Here is a 16,119-nt window from a genome sequence, read left to right on the forward strand (position 1 = left end):
TGCCCGGCCGTTTCCGCAGCAGCAGCGTCCCGTGTCCAGCGAACCCGTCGTCGTCGATCCCAACGCCTACCAGCCCACTCCGGTGGAATCCGATGCCCAGACCTTCTGGACGTCGACCCGTGCGTTCGAGGTCACGGAACGGGCGGACAAGCCCAAGTACTACTGCCTGTCGATGCTGCCGTATCCATCCGGCGCGCTGCACATGGGCCACGTGCGCAACTACACGCTCAGCGACGTCATCAGCCGCTACCAGCGGATGATCGGCAAGAATGTGCTGCAGCCGATGGGCTGGGATGCCTTCGGTCTGCCGGCCGAGAACGCCGCGATCAAGAACGCGACCGCTCCGGCCAAGTGGACCTACGCCAACATCGCCCACATGCGCAGCCAGCTGCAGTCGCTGGGCTATGCGATCGACTGGAGCCGCGAGTTCGCGACCTGCGCGCCGGACTACTACGTCCACGAGCAGCGCATGTTCGTGCGCCTGATGAAGAAGGGCCTGGCCTACCGCCGCAACTCGGTCGTCAACTGGGATCCGGTCGACCAGACCGTGCTCGCCAACGAGCAGGTCATCGACGGCCGCGGCTGGCGCTCGGGCGCGCTGGTCGAGAAGCGCGAGATTCCGCAGTGGTTCCTCAAGATCACCGCCTACGCGCAGGAACTGCTCGACGGCCTGGACACGCTGGGCGGCTGGCCGGACTCGGTCAAGACCATGCAGCGCAACTGGATCGGGCGCAGCGAAGGTCTGGAGTTCGCTTTCGACGTGGCCGGCAGTGACGACACACTCGCCGTCTACACCACGCGCCCTGACACGCTGATGGGCGTGACCTTCGTGTCCGTCGCCGCCGAGCATCCGCTGGCGATGCGCGCGGCCGAAACCAATCCGGATCTGGCGGAATTCATCGCCGACCTGCGCCAGGGCGGCGTGTCCGAGGCCGAGCTGGAAACCCAGGTCAAGCGCGGCATGGACACCGGCCTGCGCGCGATCCACCCGGTCACCGGCGACGAGATCCCGGTCTGGGTCGCCAACTTCGTGCTGATGGGCTACGGCACCGGCGCGGTCATGGCCGTGCCCGCCCACGACCAGCGCGACTGGGAATTCGCCAGGGCCTACGGCCTGCCGATCCGGATGGTGGTCGTGCCGACCGACGTGCGCGATGCGCTCGAGGAAATCGGCCGCGACCGCGCCACGCACACCGATCCGATGCAGTCCGCGCTGGGCGGTGGCGCGTCGCTGGACGTCTACGACACCGGCGCAGCCGTGCAGGTGGTCGAGTCCTTCGAGCGCCGCATCGCCGAAGAGGGCGCCTACACCGATCGCGGCTGGCTGGTGAATTCCGGCGAGCTCGACGGTCTCGACTTCCAGCAGGCGCTCGATGCACTGGCGTCGCGCTTCGAGGCTGAAAGCCGCGGCGCGCGCAAGGTCAACTTCCGTCTGCGCGACTGGGGCGTCAGCCGCCAGCGCTACTGGGGCTGCCCGATTCCGGTGATCTACTGCGACGCCTGCGGCGCGGTGCCGGTGCCCGAGGACCAGCTGCCCGTGCTGCTGCCCGAGGACGTCGAAGACGCGTTCGCCAATCCGGGCGTCGTGCAGTCGCCGATCAAGTCCGACCCCGAGTGGCGCAAGACCACGTGCCCGACCTGCGGCGGCGCTGCCGAACGCGAGACCGACACCTTCGACACCTTCATGGAGTCGAGCTGGTACACCGCGCGCTACACCTCGCCCGGTGCGGCCGACATGGTCGACGACCGTGCCGACTACTGGACGCCGGTCGACCAGTACATCGGCGGCATCGAGCACGCGATCCTGCACCTGCTGTATTTCCGCTTCTATCACCGCCTGATGCGCGATGAAGGTCTGGTGCGCAGCGACGAGCCGGTGATCAACCTGCTGACCCAGGGCATGGTCATCGCCGATACGTTCTATCGGGAGCAGGGCAACGGCGGCAAGGACTGGATCAACCCGGCCGATGTCGAGATCGTCCGCGACGACAAGGGCCGGATCACCGGCGCGACCTCGAAGCTCGACGGCCAGCCGGTCTCGATCGGCGGCACCGAGAAGATGTCCAAGTCGAAGAACAACGGCGTGGATCCGCAGTCGATGATCGGCAAGTACGGTGCCGATACCGTGCGCCTGTTCTCGATGTTCGCGGCCCCGCCCGAGCAGTCGCTGGAGTGGAACGAGGCCGGCGTCGAAGGCATGTCGCGCTTCCTGCGCCGGCTGTGGAACCAGGTGCAGAAGCACGTGCAGGGCGGGGCGGTCGGCACGTTCGACGTCGCGGCCGCTACGCCCGCGCAGAAGACCCTGCGTCGCCAGCTGCACGAAGCGATCCAGAAGGTCGGCGACGACTACGGCCGTCGCCACAGCTTCAACACCGCGATCGCCGCGGTGATGGAACTGCTCAACCACGTCGGCAAGTTCGACGAGGCCGACGCGAACGCGCGTGCGCTGCGTCAGGAAAGCTTCGAGACCATCACGCTGCTGCTCAACCCGATCACCCCGCACATCAGCCACACGCTGTGGCAGCTGCTGGGCCATGCCGAGACGCTGCTCGAGGACGTGCCGTTCCCGCAGGCCGACGCCGCCGCGCTGGAACGCGACGCGCTGACGCTGGCAGTGCAGGTCAACGGCAAGTTGCGCGGCACCATCGAGGTCGCGGTCGATCTGCCGAAGGATGCGGTCGAGGCGATGGCGCTGGCCGAGCCCAATGTCGTCAAGTTCCTGAGCGGGCTGACGGTGCGCAAGGTCATCGTGGTGCCGGGCAAGATCGTCAACATCGTCGCCGGCTGAACCCGGCGTCGCCGCGCTTCGCGCGCGGCGCTTGCCGGCCCTGTCCCCCTCGTCCAGACTCCGCCCATGCGCATCCTCCGACCGGTTTTCCTGCCTCTGGCCCTCGTCGCCCTCGTGCTGACGCTCTCCGCCTGCGGCTTCCATCTGCGCAACGCGCTGACGCTGCCGCCGAATCTCGGCCCGGTCGACATCGTGTCCAGCGATCCGTACAGCCGCCTGGCCCGCTCGGTCGAGCGCGCGCTGGCCGCCGCCGGTGCCGAGATCGCCGAGCCCCGCGCGACCGATGTCGCGACGCTCAACATCCAGTCCGAACGCTGGGCCGCGCTGCCGGCCAGCCTCGACGCGCAGGGCCGCGCGCAGGAATACACGCTGCGCTACGCGGTGGTGTTCTCGATGCGCGATGCCGACGGCCGCGACATCGTGCCGCAGCAGGCGATCGAACTCGCCCGCGACTACCTCGCGCCGCCGACCGATTCGATCGGCGCCGACTCCGAACGCGAGCTGCTGTCGCGCGAACTCGAGCGCGAGATGACCGCCTCGATCATCCGTCGCATCGACGCGGTGTTCCGCAATCCCCAGGAACGCACCCGCAGGTGAGCCCGGCCGTGCACGGTATGCGCCCGTCGTGGAACTGAGCCCCGAACGCCTGCCCGCGCAGCTCGCGCGTGAGCCGCTGCGTCCGGCGTATCTGATCGCCGGCCCCGAGCCGCTGCGCGTGCTCGAAGCTGCCGATGCCGTGCGCGCCGCCGCGCGCGAGCAGGGCGTCGCCGAGCGCGAGGTGTTCGAACCCGAAGGCCGCGACATCGACTGGAATGCGGTCGAAGCCACGTTCCGCGCGCCCAGCCTGTTCGCATCGAAGCGTCTGGTCGAACTCCGTCTGCCGACGACCAAGCCCGGCAAGGACGGCGCCGCGGTCATCAGCGGCTTCTGCGCCGACCCGCCATCGGACGTCACCCTGCTGGTCACCGGCGGCGAATGGAGCCGGCAGCACGGCGGCAAGTGGAGCGAAGCGATCACCGGCATCGGTCATCTCGTCGTCGCCTGGCAGGTCAAGCCGCACGAACTCGAAGGCTGGATCGACGCGCGCCTGCGCAGCCGCAACGTGCTGGCCGATCGCGCCGCCGTGCAGCAACTGGCCGAGCGCGTCGACGGCAATCTGCTGGCCGCCGCGCAGGAGGTCGACAAGCTCGCGCTGCTGGCCGACGGCAGCACGCTCGATGGGCCGCGCATGCAGGCACTGGTCGCCGACGCCGCGCGCTTCGACGTGTTCCGCCTGCTCGATGCCACGCTCAACGGTCAACCGGCGCAGGTCGTGCGCATGCTCGCGGGCCTGCGCGCCGAGGGCGCGGCGATTCCGGCGCTGATGGGCATGGTGGTCATGGAACTTGCACGTGCCGCGCAACTGGCGCAGGTGCAGGCGCGCGGCGGCAACATGGCCAACGAATTCAAGGCGCAGCGCATCTGGGATGCCCGCCAGGCGGGGTACCGGCGCGCGCTGCAGCGGCATCCCGAAACGCGCTGGGTGCGTTTCGTCGCCGAGGCCGGACGTGTCGATCGCATCGCCAAGGGCCGTGGCCGCTGGGGCGTGGATCCCGTCGACGGCTGGCTCGCGCTGGAGCGTCTGCTGGTCGCGGTGGCCGACGCGCGCGCGGGCGCCCTGCTGGCCGCCTGAGCGGCTGCGATGGCGCTGCACCTCGTCTACGGCGGCACCTTCGATCCGATCCACAACGGGCATCTGGCGATCGCCTGCGCCGCGCGCGACGCGCTGGCGTGCACGGTCCATCTGATGCCGGCAGGCGATCCGCCGCATCGCGCACCGCCCGGCGCCGACGGCGCGACGCGTGCGGCGATGGTCGCACTGGCGATCGAAGGCGTGCCGGGCCTCGTACTCGATCGCCGCGAACTCGAACGCGTCGGCCGCAGCTACACCGTCGACACGCTGGCCGAGCTGCGCGGAACGCTGGGAGCCTCGGCGCCGCTGGCCTGGCTGGTCGGCGCCGACAGCCTGCTCGGCCTGCCGAGCTGGCATCGCTGGCGCGATCTGTTCGCGCTCGCGCACCTGGTGGTCGCCGAGCGGCCGGGCAGTGCGCTCGATGCGGCCCTGCCGGCCGGACTCGCCGAGGCACTGCAGGATCGCTGGACGCGCGCGCCCGCAGACCTCCAATCGCAGCCCGCTGGCAGGGTGCTGCGTCTGCATCAGCCACTGTCGGCGGTGTCCGCGACCGCGATCCGCGCGCGTCTTGCGGCGGGCGCGTCGACCTCCGGTTGGCTGCCGCCCGCGGTTGCCGCATTCATCCAGGAGAAGGGGTTGTACGGGGCGGCCGCCCCCGCTCCGCTATAATTTCCGCCGCACTTTCAGAGCCAGACCTTTGTCCAATCCCGCACACGTCATCAAGACCCGCCTGCCAGAGCCCCCGCCGTCCCCGGATGCGCTGCTCGAAGTGGCCCGCGCGGCCGTCGCAGAACTCAAGGCCGTCGACGTCGTCGACATCGACGTGCGCGGCCGCAGCAGCGTCTGCGATTTCATGGTCATCGCGTCGGGCACGTCCAGCCGTCACGTCAAGTCGATCGCCGACGAAGTCGTCAAGCACGCCAAGAAGCTGGGTTGCCAGCCGCTGGGTGTCGAAGGCGAGCGCGAGGCCGAATGGGTGCTCGTCGACCTGGGTGACGTCATCGTCCACGTCATGCTGCCGCGCGTGCGCGAGTTCTATGCGCTCGAGCGTCTGTGGACCGTCGGCGACCAGCCGCCGGAAGACGAGCGCGGCCCGCGTCGCGATGCCTGATCGCGCCGTCCCGGCACGTCCGGGACGCACATCGGGATGAGCGCGGCACGATGAAAGCGAAACTGATCGCCGTCGGCGAACGCGCCCCCGCCTGGGTGGCCGAGGGCTTCGCCGAATACCGCAAGCGGCTGTCGCACTGGCTGCCGCTGGATCTGGTCGAAGTCGAGCCCGGCCTGCGCGGCAAGGGCCGCGACACCGTACGCGCCATGTCCGACGAAGGTGCGCGCGTCCTCGCTGCCATCCCGCGCGACGCGCTGGTGATCGCGCTCGACGGCCGCGGCCGCCTGCATTCCTCGGAAGATCTCGCCCAACGCCTCGAACACTGGCGCATGCAGGGCCGTGATCTCGCGTTCCTGATCGGCGGGCCGGAGGGCCATGCGCCGGATGTCCTTGCCCGCGCCGACGAGCGCTGGTCGCTCGGTCCGTTGACGCTGCCGCACATGCTGGTGCGCCTGGTGCTGGCCGAGCAGGTCTACCGCGCCGCGGCGATGCTGGCGAATCATCCGTACCACCGGGCCTAGGGCAGGGCGGTTGTCGATTGATCGAGCTTCGAGCGCGTCGACACGCGCGATGTCTTGATCGGTTCTGCTGATCCGTGCGACGCGTCGGCGCCCCAGAAAAGTGCTCCCGTCATTCCGGCGAAAGCCGGAATCCAGTGCCTTCTGCACTGGCGGCAGAAAAACGAAGCTGCTTCACCGATCATTCCGGCTGGCGTGAGGCGCTTTCGAGTGTGCTCGGCAGCCGGCGAATCGCCAGGACGCTGGACTCCGGCGTCCGCCGGCATGACGGGGAGGAATTTCAAGCCTCTGTTGACCAGGTCGGCTGTGCGAAGAACAACGCCGCCCGTCATCCAATCCACCGGATGACGGGACAGCCGCAATCCATCACCCCCGCGACAGATTGAACGCGATCGGCACCAATCCGATTGCCTCCACCGGCACGCCATCACGCATCGCCGGCTGGAAGGTCCACATCCGCTGCACGTGACGAAGGGCAGCGCGATCGAGGTCGCGGTTGCCGCTGCTGCGGTGGATGCGCACGTCCATCGGGCGACCGTCGGTGCCGACGTGGACTTCCAGCAACACCACGCCCTCGGCGCCTGCGGTCAGTGCGGCACGCGGATAGTCGGGCGCGGGTGCGCTCGCGTACTGCAGGGCGATGCCGGACATCGGCGTGGTGTCGATCACGATCGGCGCGACGTCGACCGGCGGGCCGTCGATCGCCGGCAGCGCCGGCAAGGTGCCGGCATCGACGACGACCGCGGCATCGACCGGCGCGATCCGCGGCAGCGTCTGTTGCGGCACGACCGGCGATGGCGTGCTGCGCGGCTGCACCACCTCGACACGTTCCGGCGGCAGCTCCGGCTTCGGCGGAGGCGGCGTGATCCACTGGAACTCCTGCTTGCGTTCCGGCAGGGCGTACTCGAGCGCGTCGCGACTGGCCGGCACCAGCAGCGCCATGAACAGCATCGCGTTAAGGGCGAGGGTGCCGCTGAGTCCGACGATGCGCACGGCATCGGGACGCGACGGTTCGTGGACCGGTCCGCGCATGCGGGGACCAATGGGCTGAAGCACCATGCACCACCTCCTGTGTGCGGGCCGGATGGCCCGTGGAAGCGTCAACGTGGCAGCGGTGGCAATGGGGTCGAAGGCCGGCCGCGCCGTCGCATCGTTCGCCCCGAACCTGCGCCGATCGCGGCAGGTCGACAAGACCGGCCCGACGAACGGATGCGGGCGCGGGACCGGCGGTCCGACGCGGCTGACGGGGCGCGCGCACCGAAGCCCGCCTGCCCAGCAGCTGTGGCGCGACACTGCGCAATCGCGCCCCGTCCGCACCCGCACACGACAGGGCCCGCGCATGGCGGGCCCTGTCGATGCAGCGGATCTCGCTGGATCAGTCCTCCGGCATGCTCTCCGGCTCGCGGTCGAGGCCGCCTTCGTCCGGATTGTGCTCGCCGGTATCGGCCGGCTGCTGGGCGTCACCCTTGTCGTTCGGGTTCTTCTCCGGATAGCCGGGATTCTGGCCGGGCTTGACCGGCGGTTCGGGCGTGGTCCTGTTCTGGCTCATGTCAGCGTCCCAGTTCGAAAACGACGTCGAGATTGGCGGACAGCGTGGTTTCGCCGGGTGAAACCGACGTGGCCGGCGCGCTGTCGGCCATCGCGCGCATGGCCATCATCGGACGCGGCGGCTGGAAGCCACCACCCTCGCTGATGCTGACGATGCGGCGCACGCGCATGCCCAGCGACGCCGCATAGACCTCGGCGCGCGCCTGCGCCTTCTTCAGTGCATCGGCCCGTGCCAGGTCCTGCACGCCTTCGGCGTCCTCGATCTCGAACGTCGGGCCGTTGATCTGGTTGGCGCCGCTGGCGACCAGCGCGTCGAGCACCTGGCCCAGCTTGCCGATGTCGCGCACCTTGAGGTTGACCGTGTTGCTGGCCTGGTAGCCGGTGATCACCGGCGGCTGGTTGTCGGCGTAGCGGTACTGCGGGCTGAGGTTGATGCCCGAGGTCTGCACGTCGCGCTCGGCGATGCCGGCGGTCTTGATCGCGCCCATCAGCTTGGACATCTGTTCGGCGTTGGCACGCATCGCGGCGTTGGCGTCGGCGGCCTGGGTCACGACGCCGGTCGACAGCGTCGCGATGTCGGGCGCACGGCTGGCTTCGGCCTGCGCGGAGATCGACAGCAGCGTGCCGTCACTCGGCGCGGCGTGGTGCGTGGCGGGCTGGGCGCTGGCGGTCATCGTCAGGGTTCCGAGGGCGAGGCCGCAGGCGAGCAGCAGGGGGCGGGGGATCAGGTGCATTCGAGGCTCCGTTGAGATGAACAAGGGTCGTCACGCACCGGTGAACGGCCCGTGAGCCAGGCCGGGGTTACGCAGGTTCAGCCGGCGGTCGGACACCGCCCGCACGGTATCCTTCCCGGATGCTGCATCTGGCTTCGCAATCCCCCCGCCGCCGCGATCTTCTGGCCCGTCTCGGACTGCCCTTCGGGCGGGTCGACGTCGACGTGCCCGAGGTCCAGATCCCCGGTGAATCCGCCGCCGATTACGTGCTGCGCGTCGCGGCCGACAAGGCGCGGGCCGGGCTGCAGGCGCTCGCCGAATCCGGTGAGCCGGGCGATGCCGTCGTGCTCGGCGCCGACACCGAAGTCGTGCTCGACGGGGTGGTGTTCGGCAAGCCGCGCGACGCCGCCGATGCGATCCGCATGCTGCAGGCGCTGTCGGGCCGCACGCACCAGGTGATCTCGGCCGTGGTGCTGGCCGCCGCGGACCGGCAGGCCGAGGCGACCGTCGTCACCGAGGTCACCTTCGATGCGCTCGACGCCGACACCATCGCGGCCTACGTCGCCAGCGGCGAACCACACGGCAAGGCCGGCGCGTACGCGATCCAGGGCGGCGCGGAACTGTTCGTCGCGCGCATGGCCGGCAGCCATTCGGGCGTGATCGGACTGCCGCTGCAGCAGACCGCGGCGCTGTTGCGGCGCTTCGGCCTGCAACCGCAGCCCTTCGCCACCCACGACCACAAGGCGTGACACGGACATGTCGGAAGAGATCCTGATCAACGTGACCCCACGCGAGACCCGCGTGGCGGTGGTCGAGAACGGCATGCTGCAGGAGCTGCACATCGAACGCGGCTGGCGTCGCGGCGTGGTCGGCAACATCTACAAGGGCAAGGTCCAGCGCGTCATGCCGGGCATGCAGGCGGCGTTCGTCGACATCGGCCTGGAGCGCGCGGCGTTCCTGCACGCCAACGACGTCATGCGGCCGCCGCAGACCGGCAACGATGGCGAGGGCGGTGGCGACAGCCTGTTCCCGTCGACCGCGCCGACGCTGCCGGTCACCGAACTGCTGCGCGACGGGCAGGACATCGTGGTGCAGGTGGTCAAGGATCCGATCGGCACCAAGGGCGCGCGCCTGACCACGCAGATCAGCATTCCCTCGCGCTATCTCGTGCTGCTGCCGCAGTCGCGGGTGGTCGGCGTGTCGGCGCGGATCGAGGACGACGTCGAACGCACGCGGCTGAAGACACTGGTCTCCGAACTCGCCGCGGCGACCGGCGGGCACGGTTACATCGTGCGCACGAACGCCGAAGGCCAGAGTGCCGAGGCGCTGGCCGAGGACATCGCCTACCTGCAGCGCGCCTGGGCGCTGATCGAACACACCACCGGCGATTCGCGCGTGGGCGCGCGGGTCTACGAGGATCTGACGCTGCCGATGCGCGCGGTCCGCGACCTGATGCGCCGCGATGTCGACAAGGTCAAGGTCGATTCGCGCGATACCTACGAAAAGCTGTGCATCTTCGCCGCGCAGTACCTGCCCGCGCCCGGCCCGGCCGAGCAGGCGCGACTGGTCGACCGCATCGAGTCCTACACCGGCACGCGGCCGATCTTCGACCTGTACGGCGTCGAGGACGAGATCCAGCGCGCGCTCAAGAAGGACGTGCCGCTGAAATCGGGCGGCTATCTGGTGATCGACCAGACAGAGGCGATGACCACGGTCGACGTCAACACCGGCTCGTTCCTGGGCCAGCGCAATCTCGAGGAAACGGTGTTCCGCACCAATCTGGAAGCTGCGCAGGCGGTCGCGCGCCAGCTGCGGCTCCGCAATCTGGGCGGCATCATCATCATCGACTTCATCGACATGGTGGATGCGGAGCACAAGCGCCAGGTGCTGCGCACGCTGGAGAAGTCGCTGTCGAAGGACCACGCCAAGACCACGGTCTACGACTTCTCGCCGCTGGGTCTGGTCGAGATGACGCGCAAGCGCACGGTCGAGAGTCTGGAGCGCCAGCTCGGCGAGGCCTGCACGGCCTGCAACGGCCGCGGCATCGTCAAGACCATCGAGACCGTGACCTACGAGATCTTCCGCGAGATCGTGCGCGCGGTACGCCAGTTCGAGGCCGATCGCCTGCTGGTGATCGCCTCGCCCAAGGTCGTGTCGACGATCACCGACGAGGAATCGGCGGCGGTCGTCGAGCTGGAGGAATTCCTCGGCAAGTCGATCCGCTTCCAGTCCGACGACCAGTACCTGCAGGAACAGTTCGACGTTGTGCTGCTCTGAGATCCACCGCAGGCGGACCGCGCTTCCCGCGCACGCCGGGTGGGCACCCGCGTGACCGGCTGGGCGACGCGCCTGCACCGCCTGCGGCGCAGCGCGTGGTATCTCGTCGCCGCGGTGCTGGTGACGATGGCGCTGGTCGCGGTCGTAGCCGCGCAGGTCGCACTGCCGTGGCTGGAGCGCAATCCGCGCACAGTCGCGTCGTGGCTCAGCGAGCGCGCCGGTCGCCCGGTCGCCTTCGACACGCTCGATGCGACGTGGACGCGTCGCGGCCCGCTGCTGCGCGTGACCGGCCTGCGCATCGGCGATCCCGCTGCCGCGGTGCCGATCGGTACCGCCGAAATCCAGGTCGCGCAGTATTCGGGCCTGCTGCCCGGGCGCTCGCTGACCGAGCTGCGGCTGCACGGCATCGCACTGACGCTGCAGCGCAATGACGACGGCAGCTGGCAGGTGCGCGGCCTGCCGGGCGCCGCCCACGCCGAAGAGGATCCGCTCGACGCGCTGCAGGGCCTGGGCGAACTGCAGGTCGTCGATGCGCGGCTGACGATCGATGCGCCGTCGCTGTCGATCGCGCACACGCTGCCGCGCGTGGATCTGCGCATGCAGGTCGATCGCCGCCGCGTGCGCGCCGCCGCGCGCGCGTGGGTCGAGGCCGGGGGCGCGCCGCTGGATCTGCGTCTGGAACTGCTGCGCGCGCCGGGCGACGGCCGCGCCTACGTCGCGATGCCGCGCAATGCGCTGCAGCTGTGGTCGCCGTTGCTCGCGCCCAGCGGCGTGGCGATCCGCGAAGGCCATGGCCGCGTGACCGCCTGGATCGACCTGCGCGGGCGCAAGGTCGAGGCGATCACCGGCGACGTGGCCCTCGATGCACTGACGCTGCAACGCGCCGGCGATGTGGCGCGCGCCGCCGGCGATGCGCCGACCGTCGTCTTCGACGGTGCGACCGCGCGCCTGCACTGGACGCATGCGGACGGCGACTGGCGTCTCGATGCGCCGACGCTGCGGGTAACGCAGCAGGGGCGTGAGCAGGTGCTCGATGGTCTCGTGCTCGCCGGCGGCCAGCACTGGGCCATGCACGCGGAACGCGTCGAGGTGGCGCCGCTGATCGCGCTGGCCGCGCTCGGCGACGGCGTGTCGCCGACGCTGCGCACCTGGCTGCAGGCCGCCGCGCCGCATGCGGTGCTGTCGGACGTCGACTTCGCCGCGCGCGCGGGCGGGCCGGTGCGGGTGTCGGCGCGGATCGAGGATTTCGGATTCTCGCCGGTCGCCGACCGCCCCGGTCTGCACGGCCTTGGCGGCACGCTGGTCGGGGACGGGCAGGGCGTGGTGTTCCGCCCCGATCCCGATGCGCGCCTGGTGTTCGACTGGCCATCCGGTTTCGGCGTGCCGCATCCGCTGCGGCTCACGGGCGAGATCGCAGGTTGGCGCGACGGCGACGCGTGGCGCGTCCAGACGCCGGGCCTGCGTGTGGAAGGCGACGGCTATGCCGCCGATGCGCGCGGTGGCTTGTCGTTCGACGGCGACGGCACGCGGCCACGGCTCGATCTGGCCGCGGATGTCGACGCAGCGCAGATTCCGGTCGCGAAGAAATTCTGGGTGCGCCACACGATGCCGGTTGCCGCGCGCGAATGGCTGGACATGGCGCTGGTCGCAGGCACCGTGCGCAACGGCCGCGGCATCGTCGCCGGCGATCTCGACGACTGGCCGTTCGGGGTCGAGGACGGCAAGGACCGTCGCGGCGTGTTCTTCGCCGAAGGCGACATCGCCGATGCGACGATCCGCTTCCAGGACGACTGGCCGGCGATGACGAAGCTCGGCGGACACGTGCGTTTCATCAACGACGGGTTCCGGCTCGATCCCTCGACCGGCGAACTGGTCGGCGTGCCGCTGCGCGATGTCGTCGCCGGCATCCGCAACTACGGCGAGACGCCGGTCGAAGTCGCCGCGACCGCGCAGGCCGATGCGAAGCAGCTGCTCGCGCTGATGCGGCAGAGTCCGTTCCAGACCCTGCACGGCGAGACCCTGGATGCGCTGGACGTTGTGGGGCCCGCGCATGTGGCGGTGTCGGTCGCGGCCGGACATGGCGAACCGATGCGGCTCGACGGCGAAGTGAAGCTCGAAGGCGTGGCGATGCGCGAATCGCGTTTCGACCTCGCATTCGAGCACGTGCGCGGCCCGGTCGCGTTCGACCAGACGGGGTTCCATGCCGATGCACTGGATGCGCACCAGGACGGGCAGGCCGGCACGCTCGCCTTGCGCGCCGGCGTGGGGCACGTGCGCCAGCGCAGCAACGCGTTCGAGGGCGAACTCGACATGCCGCTCGATGCGAACGCGCTGCTGGCGCGTGCGCCCGATCTGGCGTGGCTGCGTCCGCACGTCCGGGGTCGCGCCCCGTGGCAGGTGCAGGTGGCCGTGCCCGACGCCCCCGCAGGCGAGGGCGCCCCGGCCGCGCGCCTGCTGCTGCGCTCCGATCTCGTCGGCACGACACTGCGACTGCCGGCGCCACTCGACAAACCGGCCGGACGCGCGCTGCGCACGACGATCGAAGCGCCGCTGCCGTTCGGCACCGGCGATGTGCTGGTCGGCTTCGGCAACCGGCTCGCGTTGCGTGCGCGCACCAGCGGCGCACGTGCGGGCATCCGCGTGGACATGGGGCAGGCGCGCGTCGACGACGCGGCGCCCGCGGCCGGCATCGCCGTCTTCGGCCGCACGCCGGTGGTCGATGTGTTCGACTGGATCGGCCTGATGGGCGCGGGCGACGACGGCGACGGGTTGGCGTTGCAGCAGGTGGACGTGACCACGGCCGACCTGCGGCTCGCCGGCGGTCGTCTCGGCCAGACCCGCATCACCGCTGCGCGTCGCGATGCCGGTACCGATCTGCGCCTCGACGGCGCCGCGCTGGCCGGCGACGTGCGCATTCCCGATGCCGACGGCGCCCCGCTCGCGATCGCGCTGCAGCGCCTGCACTGGCCCGCGCCTGCGCCAAAGCCCGATGCCGTGGCGATCGCAGCGCCGACCGCGCCGGCGATCGCGCGCGTTCCCGCAGCGACGCCGGTCGACGACACGCTCGATCCCGCATCGGTGCCGCCGATCCAGCTCGCGATCGACGATCTGCGCTACGGCGACGTGGCGCTGGGCCGCGTGGACGCGTCTTCGCGTCGCATCCCCGGCGGCCTGGCGGTCGATCGCCTGCAGGTCCGCGCGCCGGACCATCGCATCGACGTGACCGGACGCTGGACCGGACGCGGCGCGGCGGCGCGCACTGCGCTGCAGGCCGACGTGGAAAGCGAGAATTTCGGCCGGCTCGCGTCGGGCCTCGGCTTCGCGGGGAGCATCGTCGGCGGGCAGGGACGCGTGGACTTCGACGCGGCCTGGCCGGGCGCGCCGAATGCATTCCAGGTCGCGCAGCTCGAAGGCGCGATGAAGATCGCGCTGCGCGACGGGCAGCTGGTCGAAGTGGAGCCGGGTGCAGGGCGTGTGCTGGGCCTGCTCAGCGTGGCCGAGCTGCCGCGCCGGCTGATGCTCGATTTCCGCGACTTCTTCAGCAAGGGCTTCGGCTTCAACCGCATCGCCGGCGATATCCGCTTCGGCAACGGCACCGCGCGCGGCGACAACCTCGTCATCGACGGGCCGGCGGCGGAAATCCGCATCCGCGGCAGCGCCGATCTCGCTGCGCGCACGCACGACCAGGACATCGAAGTGCTGCCCAAGACCGGCAACCTGCTGCCGGCGGTCGGTGCGCTGACGCTGGGCCCCGTGGGCGCGGCGGTGGGCGCGGTTGCGAACGCGGTGCTGCGCAAGCCGCTGGCCGAGATGGGCGCACGCAACTATCACGTCAGCGGCCCGTGGCAGGATCCGAAGGTAGACGTGGTCGAGCGTCGCGACGCGGCGCAACCGGCGACCGCTCCGTCGACGCGGCCGCAATCGGCCAACTGACGCGTTTTCGCCGGCGATTGCGGGCCTGCAGGTTCAGTTTCGGCTTGCCATCGACGGCTTTGCCCCCACACTTGGCGGATGTCCGAATCTCCTGCTTCCTCCGGCGGCGCGCTCGCGCTGGCCGAATCCCGCCTGCTGTTGCCCGCCGGTCTTGATACCTCCGGTCTCGACCGCGCGTTCTCCGCCCTGCTCGGTCCCGGCATCGATTTCGGTGACCTGTATTTCCAGCACTCGCGTCGCGAGAGCTGGGCGGTCGAGGACGGCATCGTCAAGAGTGGCTCGCATGCGATCGAGCAGGGCGTGGGCGTCCGCGCGATCAGCGGCGAGAAGACCGGCTTCGCCTACTCCGACGACATCGATGCGGTCGCGCTGCTCGGCGCAGCGCAGTCGGCGCGTGCGATCGCCCGCGATGGCCGCGCGCACGCACCGCTCGCGTTGGCACGCACCCGCGCCCACGATCTGTATCCCGCGCAGGATCCGATCGACGCGCTCGGCAGCGAGGCGAAGGTCGAAGCCTTGCGCCGTGTCGACCGCCTGCTGCGCGCCGCCGATCCGCGCGTGCAGCAGGTGATGGTCAGCCTGTCGGGTGGCGTCGACACCGTGCTGGTGGCACGCAGCGACGGCGTGCTCGCCGGCGACGTGCGTCCGCTGGTGCGGCTCAACATCCAGGTGCTGGTGGAACACAACGGCCGCCGCGAATCCGGCTATTCGGGCTACGGCGGGCGCTATTCGTACGAAGAACTGCTGGGCGACGGCAAGCCGGAACGCTTCGCGCGCGAAGCGCTGCGCCAGGCACTGGTGAACCTCGAAGCGATCGACGCGCCGGCCGGCACCATGCCGGTCGTGCTCGGCGCGGGCTGGCCCGGCGTGCTGCTGCATGAAGCGGTCGGCCATGGCCTCGAAGGCGATTTCGCGCGCAAGGGCACCAGCACCTATGCGGGCCGCATCGGTCAGCGCGTCGCCTCGAAGGGTGTGACCATCGTCGACGACGGCACGCTCGACGGTCGCCGCGGTTCGCTCAACATCGACGACGAAGGCACGCCGACGCACTGCACGACGCTGATCGAGGACGGCGTGCTGACCGGCTACATGCAGGACACGCTCAACGCGCGCCTGATGGGTGTCGCGCCGACCGGCAACGGCCGCCGCGAATCCTTCGCGCATCTGGTGATGCCGCGCATGACCAACACCTACATGCTGGCCGGGCAGGACGATCCGCAGGACATGATCCGCTCGGTCAAGAAGGGCCTGTACGCGGTGAACTTCGGCGGCGGCCAGGTCGACATCACCAACGGCAAGTACGTGTTCTCGGCGACCGAGGCCTATCTGATCGAAGACGGGAAGATCACCGCGCCGGTCAAGGGCGCGACGCTGATCGGCAACGGTCCTGAGACGATGCAGCGCGTGCGCATGATCGGCCACGACATGGCGCTCGACGAAGGCGTCGGCGTCTGCGGCAAGGACGGGCAGAGCGTCCCGGTCGGCGTGGGCCAGCCGCATCTGCTGATCGACCAGCTGACCGTCGGCGGCACGCAGGCTTGAGAGCCGCCGTGCAGGAC

Annotated in this window: 13 protein-coding genes; 10 read left to right on the forward strand and 3 right to left on the reverse strand. The window is 70.2% G+C overall.

The genetic code is table 11. From position 1 onward, the window contains the following. Positions 1-31 precede the first annotated feature (31 nt). From leuS to rlmH, 6 genes are all read left to right on the forward strand, one after another. Positions 32-2,788: a leucine--tRNA ligase gene (leuS, locus tag V3391_RS01620; RefSeq protein ID WP_332076684.1), complete on the forward strand. Its 2,757-nt coding sequence runs from the start codon at positions 32-34 to the stop codon at positions 2,786-2,788. Between the two features lie 66 nt (positions 2,789-2,854). Further along, positions 2,855-3,385 carry an LPS-assembly lipoprotein LptE gene (locus tag V3391_RS01625; RefSeq protein WP_332076685.1) on the forward strand — a complete coding sequence of 177 codons (531 nt, stop codon included), beginning with the start codon at positions 2,855-2,857 and terminating at the stop codon, positions 3,383-3,385. A gap of 28 nt (positions 3,386-3,413) precedes the next feature. Then, positions 3,414-4,460 carry a DNA polymerase III subunit delta gene (gene holA, locus V3391_RS01630; protein ID WP_332076686.1) on the forward strand — a complete coding sequence of 349 codons (1,047 nt, stop codon included), beginning with the start codon at positions 3,414-3,416 and terminating at the stop codon, positions 4,458-4,460. Between the two features lie 9 nt (positions 4,461-4,469). Beyond that, a complete protein-coding gene (nadD, locus tag V3391_RS01635) occupies positions 4,470-5,129 on the forward strand; it encodes a nicotinate-nucleotide adenylyltransferase (protein WP_332076687.1) in 660 nt (219 codons plus the stop codon). 28 nt (positions 5,130-5,157) lie between these two features. After that, positions 5,158-5,571, forward strand: a complete 414-nt coding sequence (gene rsfS / locus V3391_RS01640) for a ribosome silencing factor (protein WP_332076688.1) — start codon at positions 5,158-5,160, stop codon at positions 5,569-5,571. Between the two features lie 50 nt (positions 5,572-5,621). After that, positions 5,622-6,092: a 23S rRNA (pseudouridine(1915)-N(3))-methyltransferase RlmH gene (gene rlmH / locus V3391_RS01645; RefSeq protein ID WP_332076689.1), complete on the forward strand. Its 471-nt coding sequence runs from the start codon at positions 5,622-5,624 to the stop codon at positions 6,090-6,092. Between the two features lie 363 nt (positions 6,093-6,455). On the opposite strand, the gene V3391_RS01650 is transcribed toward rlmH, so the two are convergent. The 3 genes from V3391_RS01650 to V3391_RS01660 all read right to left on the reverse strand — a co-directional run bounded on the left by V3391_RS01650 (position 6,456) and on the right by V3391_RS01660 (position 8,371). Continuing rightward, on the reverse strand, positions 6,456-7,121 hold the full coding sequence (locus V3391_RS01650) for an energy transducer TonB (protein ID WP_332076690.1): 666 nt from the start codon (positions 7,119-7,121) through the stop codon (positions 6,456-6,458). Positions 7,122-7,464: 343 nt separating this feature from the next. Beyond that, entirely contained in the window at positions 7,465-7,638 is a 174-nt protein-coding gene (locus tag V3391_RS01655; RefSeq protein WP_332076691.1) for a hypothetical protein, read from the reverse strand. A gap of 1 nt (position 7,639) precedes the next feature. Further along, positions 7,640-8,371 (reverse strand): SIMPL domain-containing protein, encoded by a 732-nt coding sequence (locus V3391_RS01660; RefSeq protein WP_332076692.1) that lies wholly within the window; start codon positions 8,369-8,371, stop codon positions 7,640-7,642. A gap of 119 nt (positions 8,372-8,490) precedes the next feature. Here V3391_RS01660 and V3391_RS01665 point away from each other — a divergent pair, with 119 nt between their 5' ends. The 4 genes from V3391_RS01665 to tldD all read left to right on the forward strand — a co-directional run bounded on the left by V3391_RS01665 (position 8,491) and on the right by tldD (position 16,102). Beyond that, a complete protein-coding gene (locus V3391_RS01665; protein WP_332076693.1) occupies positions 8,491-9,099 on the forward strand; it encodes a Maf family protein in 609 nt (202 codons plus the stop codon). 7 nt (positions 9,100-9,106) lie between these two features. Then, positions 9,107-10,627: a ribonuclease G gene (gene rng, locus V3391_RS01670; RefSeq protein WP_332076694.1), complete on the forward strand. Its 1,521-nt coding sequence runs from the start codon at positions 9,107-9,109 to the stop codon at positions 10,625-10,627. A gap of 39 nt (positions 10,628-10,666) precedes the next feature. Beyond that, complete coding sequence (locus tag V3391_RS01675; RefSeq protein WP_332076695.1) at positions 10,667-14,560, forward strand: YhdP family protein; 3,894 nt, start codon at positions 10,667-10,669, stop codon at positions 14,558-14,560. 78 nt (positions 14,561-14,638) lie between these two features. After that, positions 14,639-16,102 carry a metalloprotease TldD gene (tldD, locus tag V3391_RS01680; protein WP_332076696.1) on the forward strand — a complete coding sequence of 488 codons (1,464 nt, stop codon included), beginning with the start codon at positions 14,639-14,641 and terminating at the stop codon, positions 16,100-16,102. The last annotated feature ends 17 nt before the right edge of the window (positions 16,103-16,119 follow it).

Origin of the sequence: Luteimonas flava (genome assembly GCF_036584485.1) — a bacterium.
In the GTDB taxonomy this organism is placed as follows: Bacteria; Pseudomonadota; Gammaproteobacteria; order Xanthomonadales; family Xanthomonadaceae; genus Luteimonas; species Luteimonas flava.

Bases quoted from the DNA above. Each gene is read 5' to 3' on its own strand.
- V3391_RS01625 (WP_332076685.1), top strand. From the start codon at position 2,855: ATGCGCATCCTCCGACCGGTTTTCCTGCCTCTGGCCCTCGTCGCCCTC.
- nadD (WP_332076687.1), top strand. From the start codon at position 4,470: ATGGCGCTGCACCTCGTCTACGGCGGCACCTTCGATCCGATCCACAAC.
- rlmH (WP_332076689.1), top strand. From the start codon at position 5,622: ATGAAAGCGAAACTGATCGCCGTCGGCGAACGCGCCCCCGCCTGGGTG.
- V3391_RS01650 (WP_332076690.1), bottom strand. From the start codon at position 7,121: ATGCGCGGACCGGTCCACGAACCGTCGCGTCCCGATGCCGTGCGCATC.
- V3391_RS01655 (WP_332076691.1), bottom strand. From the start codon at position 7,638: ATGAGCCAGAACAGGACCACGCCCGAACCGCCGGTCAAGCCCGGCCAG.
- V3391_RS01660 (WP_332076692.1), bottom strand. From the start codon at position 8,371: ATGCACCTGATCCCCCGCCCCCTGCTGCTCGCCTGCGGCCTCGCCCTC.
- V3391_RS01665 (WP_332076693.1), top strand. From the start codon at position 8,491: ATGCTGCATCTGGCTTCGCAATCCCCCCGCCGCCGCGATCTTCTGGCC.
- rng (WP_332076694.1), top strand. From the start codon at position 9,107: ATGTCGGAAGAGATCCTGATCAACGTGACCCCACGCGAGACCCGCGTG.
- tldD (WP_332076696.1), top strand. From the start codon at position 14,639: ATGTCCGAATCTCCTGCTTCCTCCGGCGGCGCGCTCGCGCTGGCCGAA.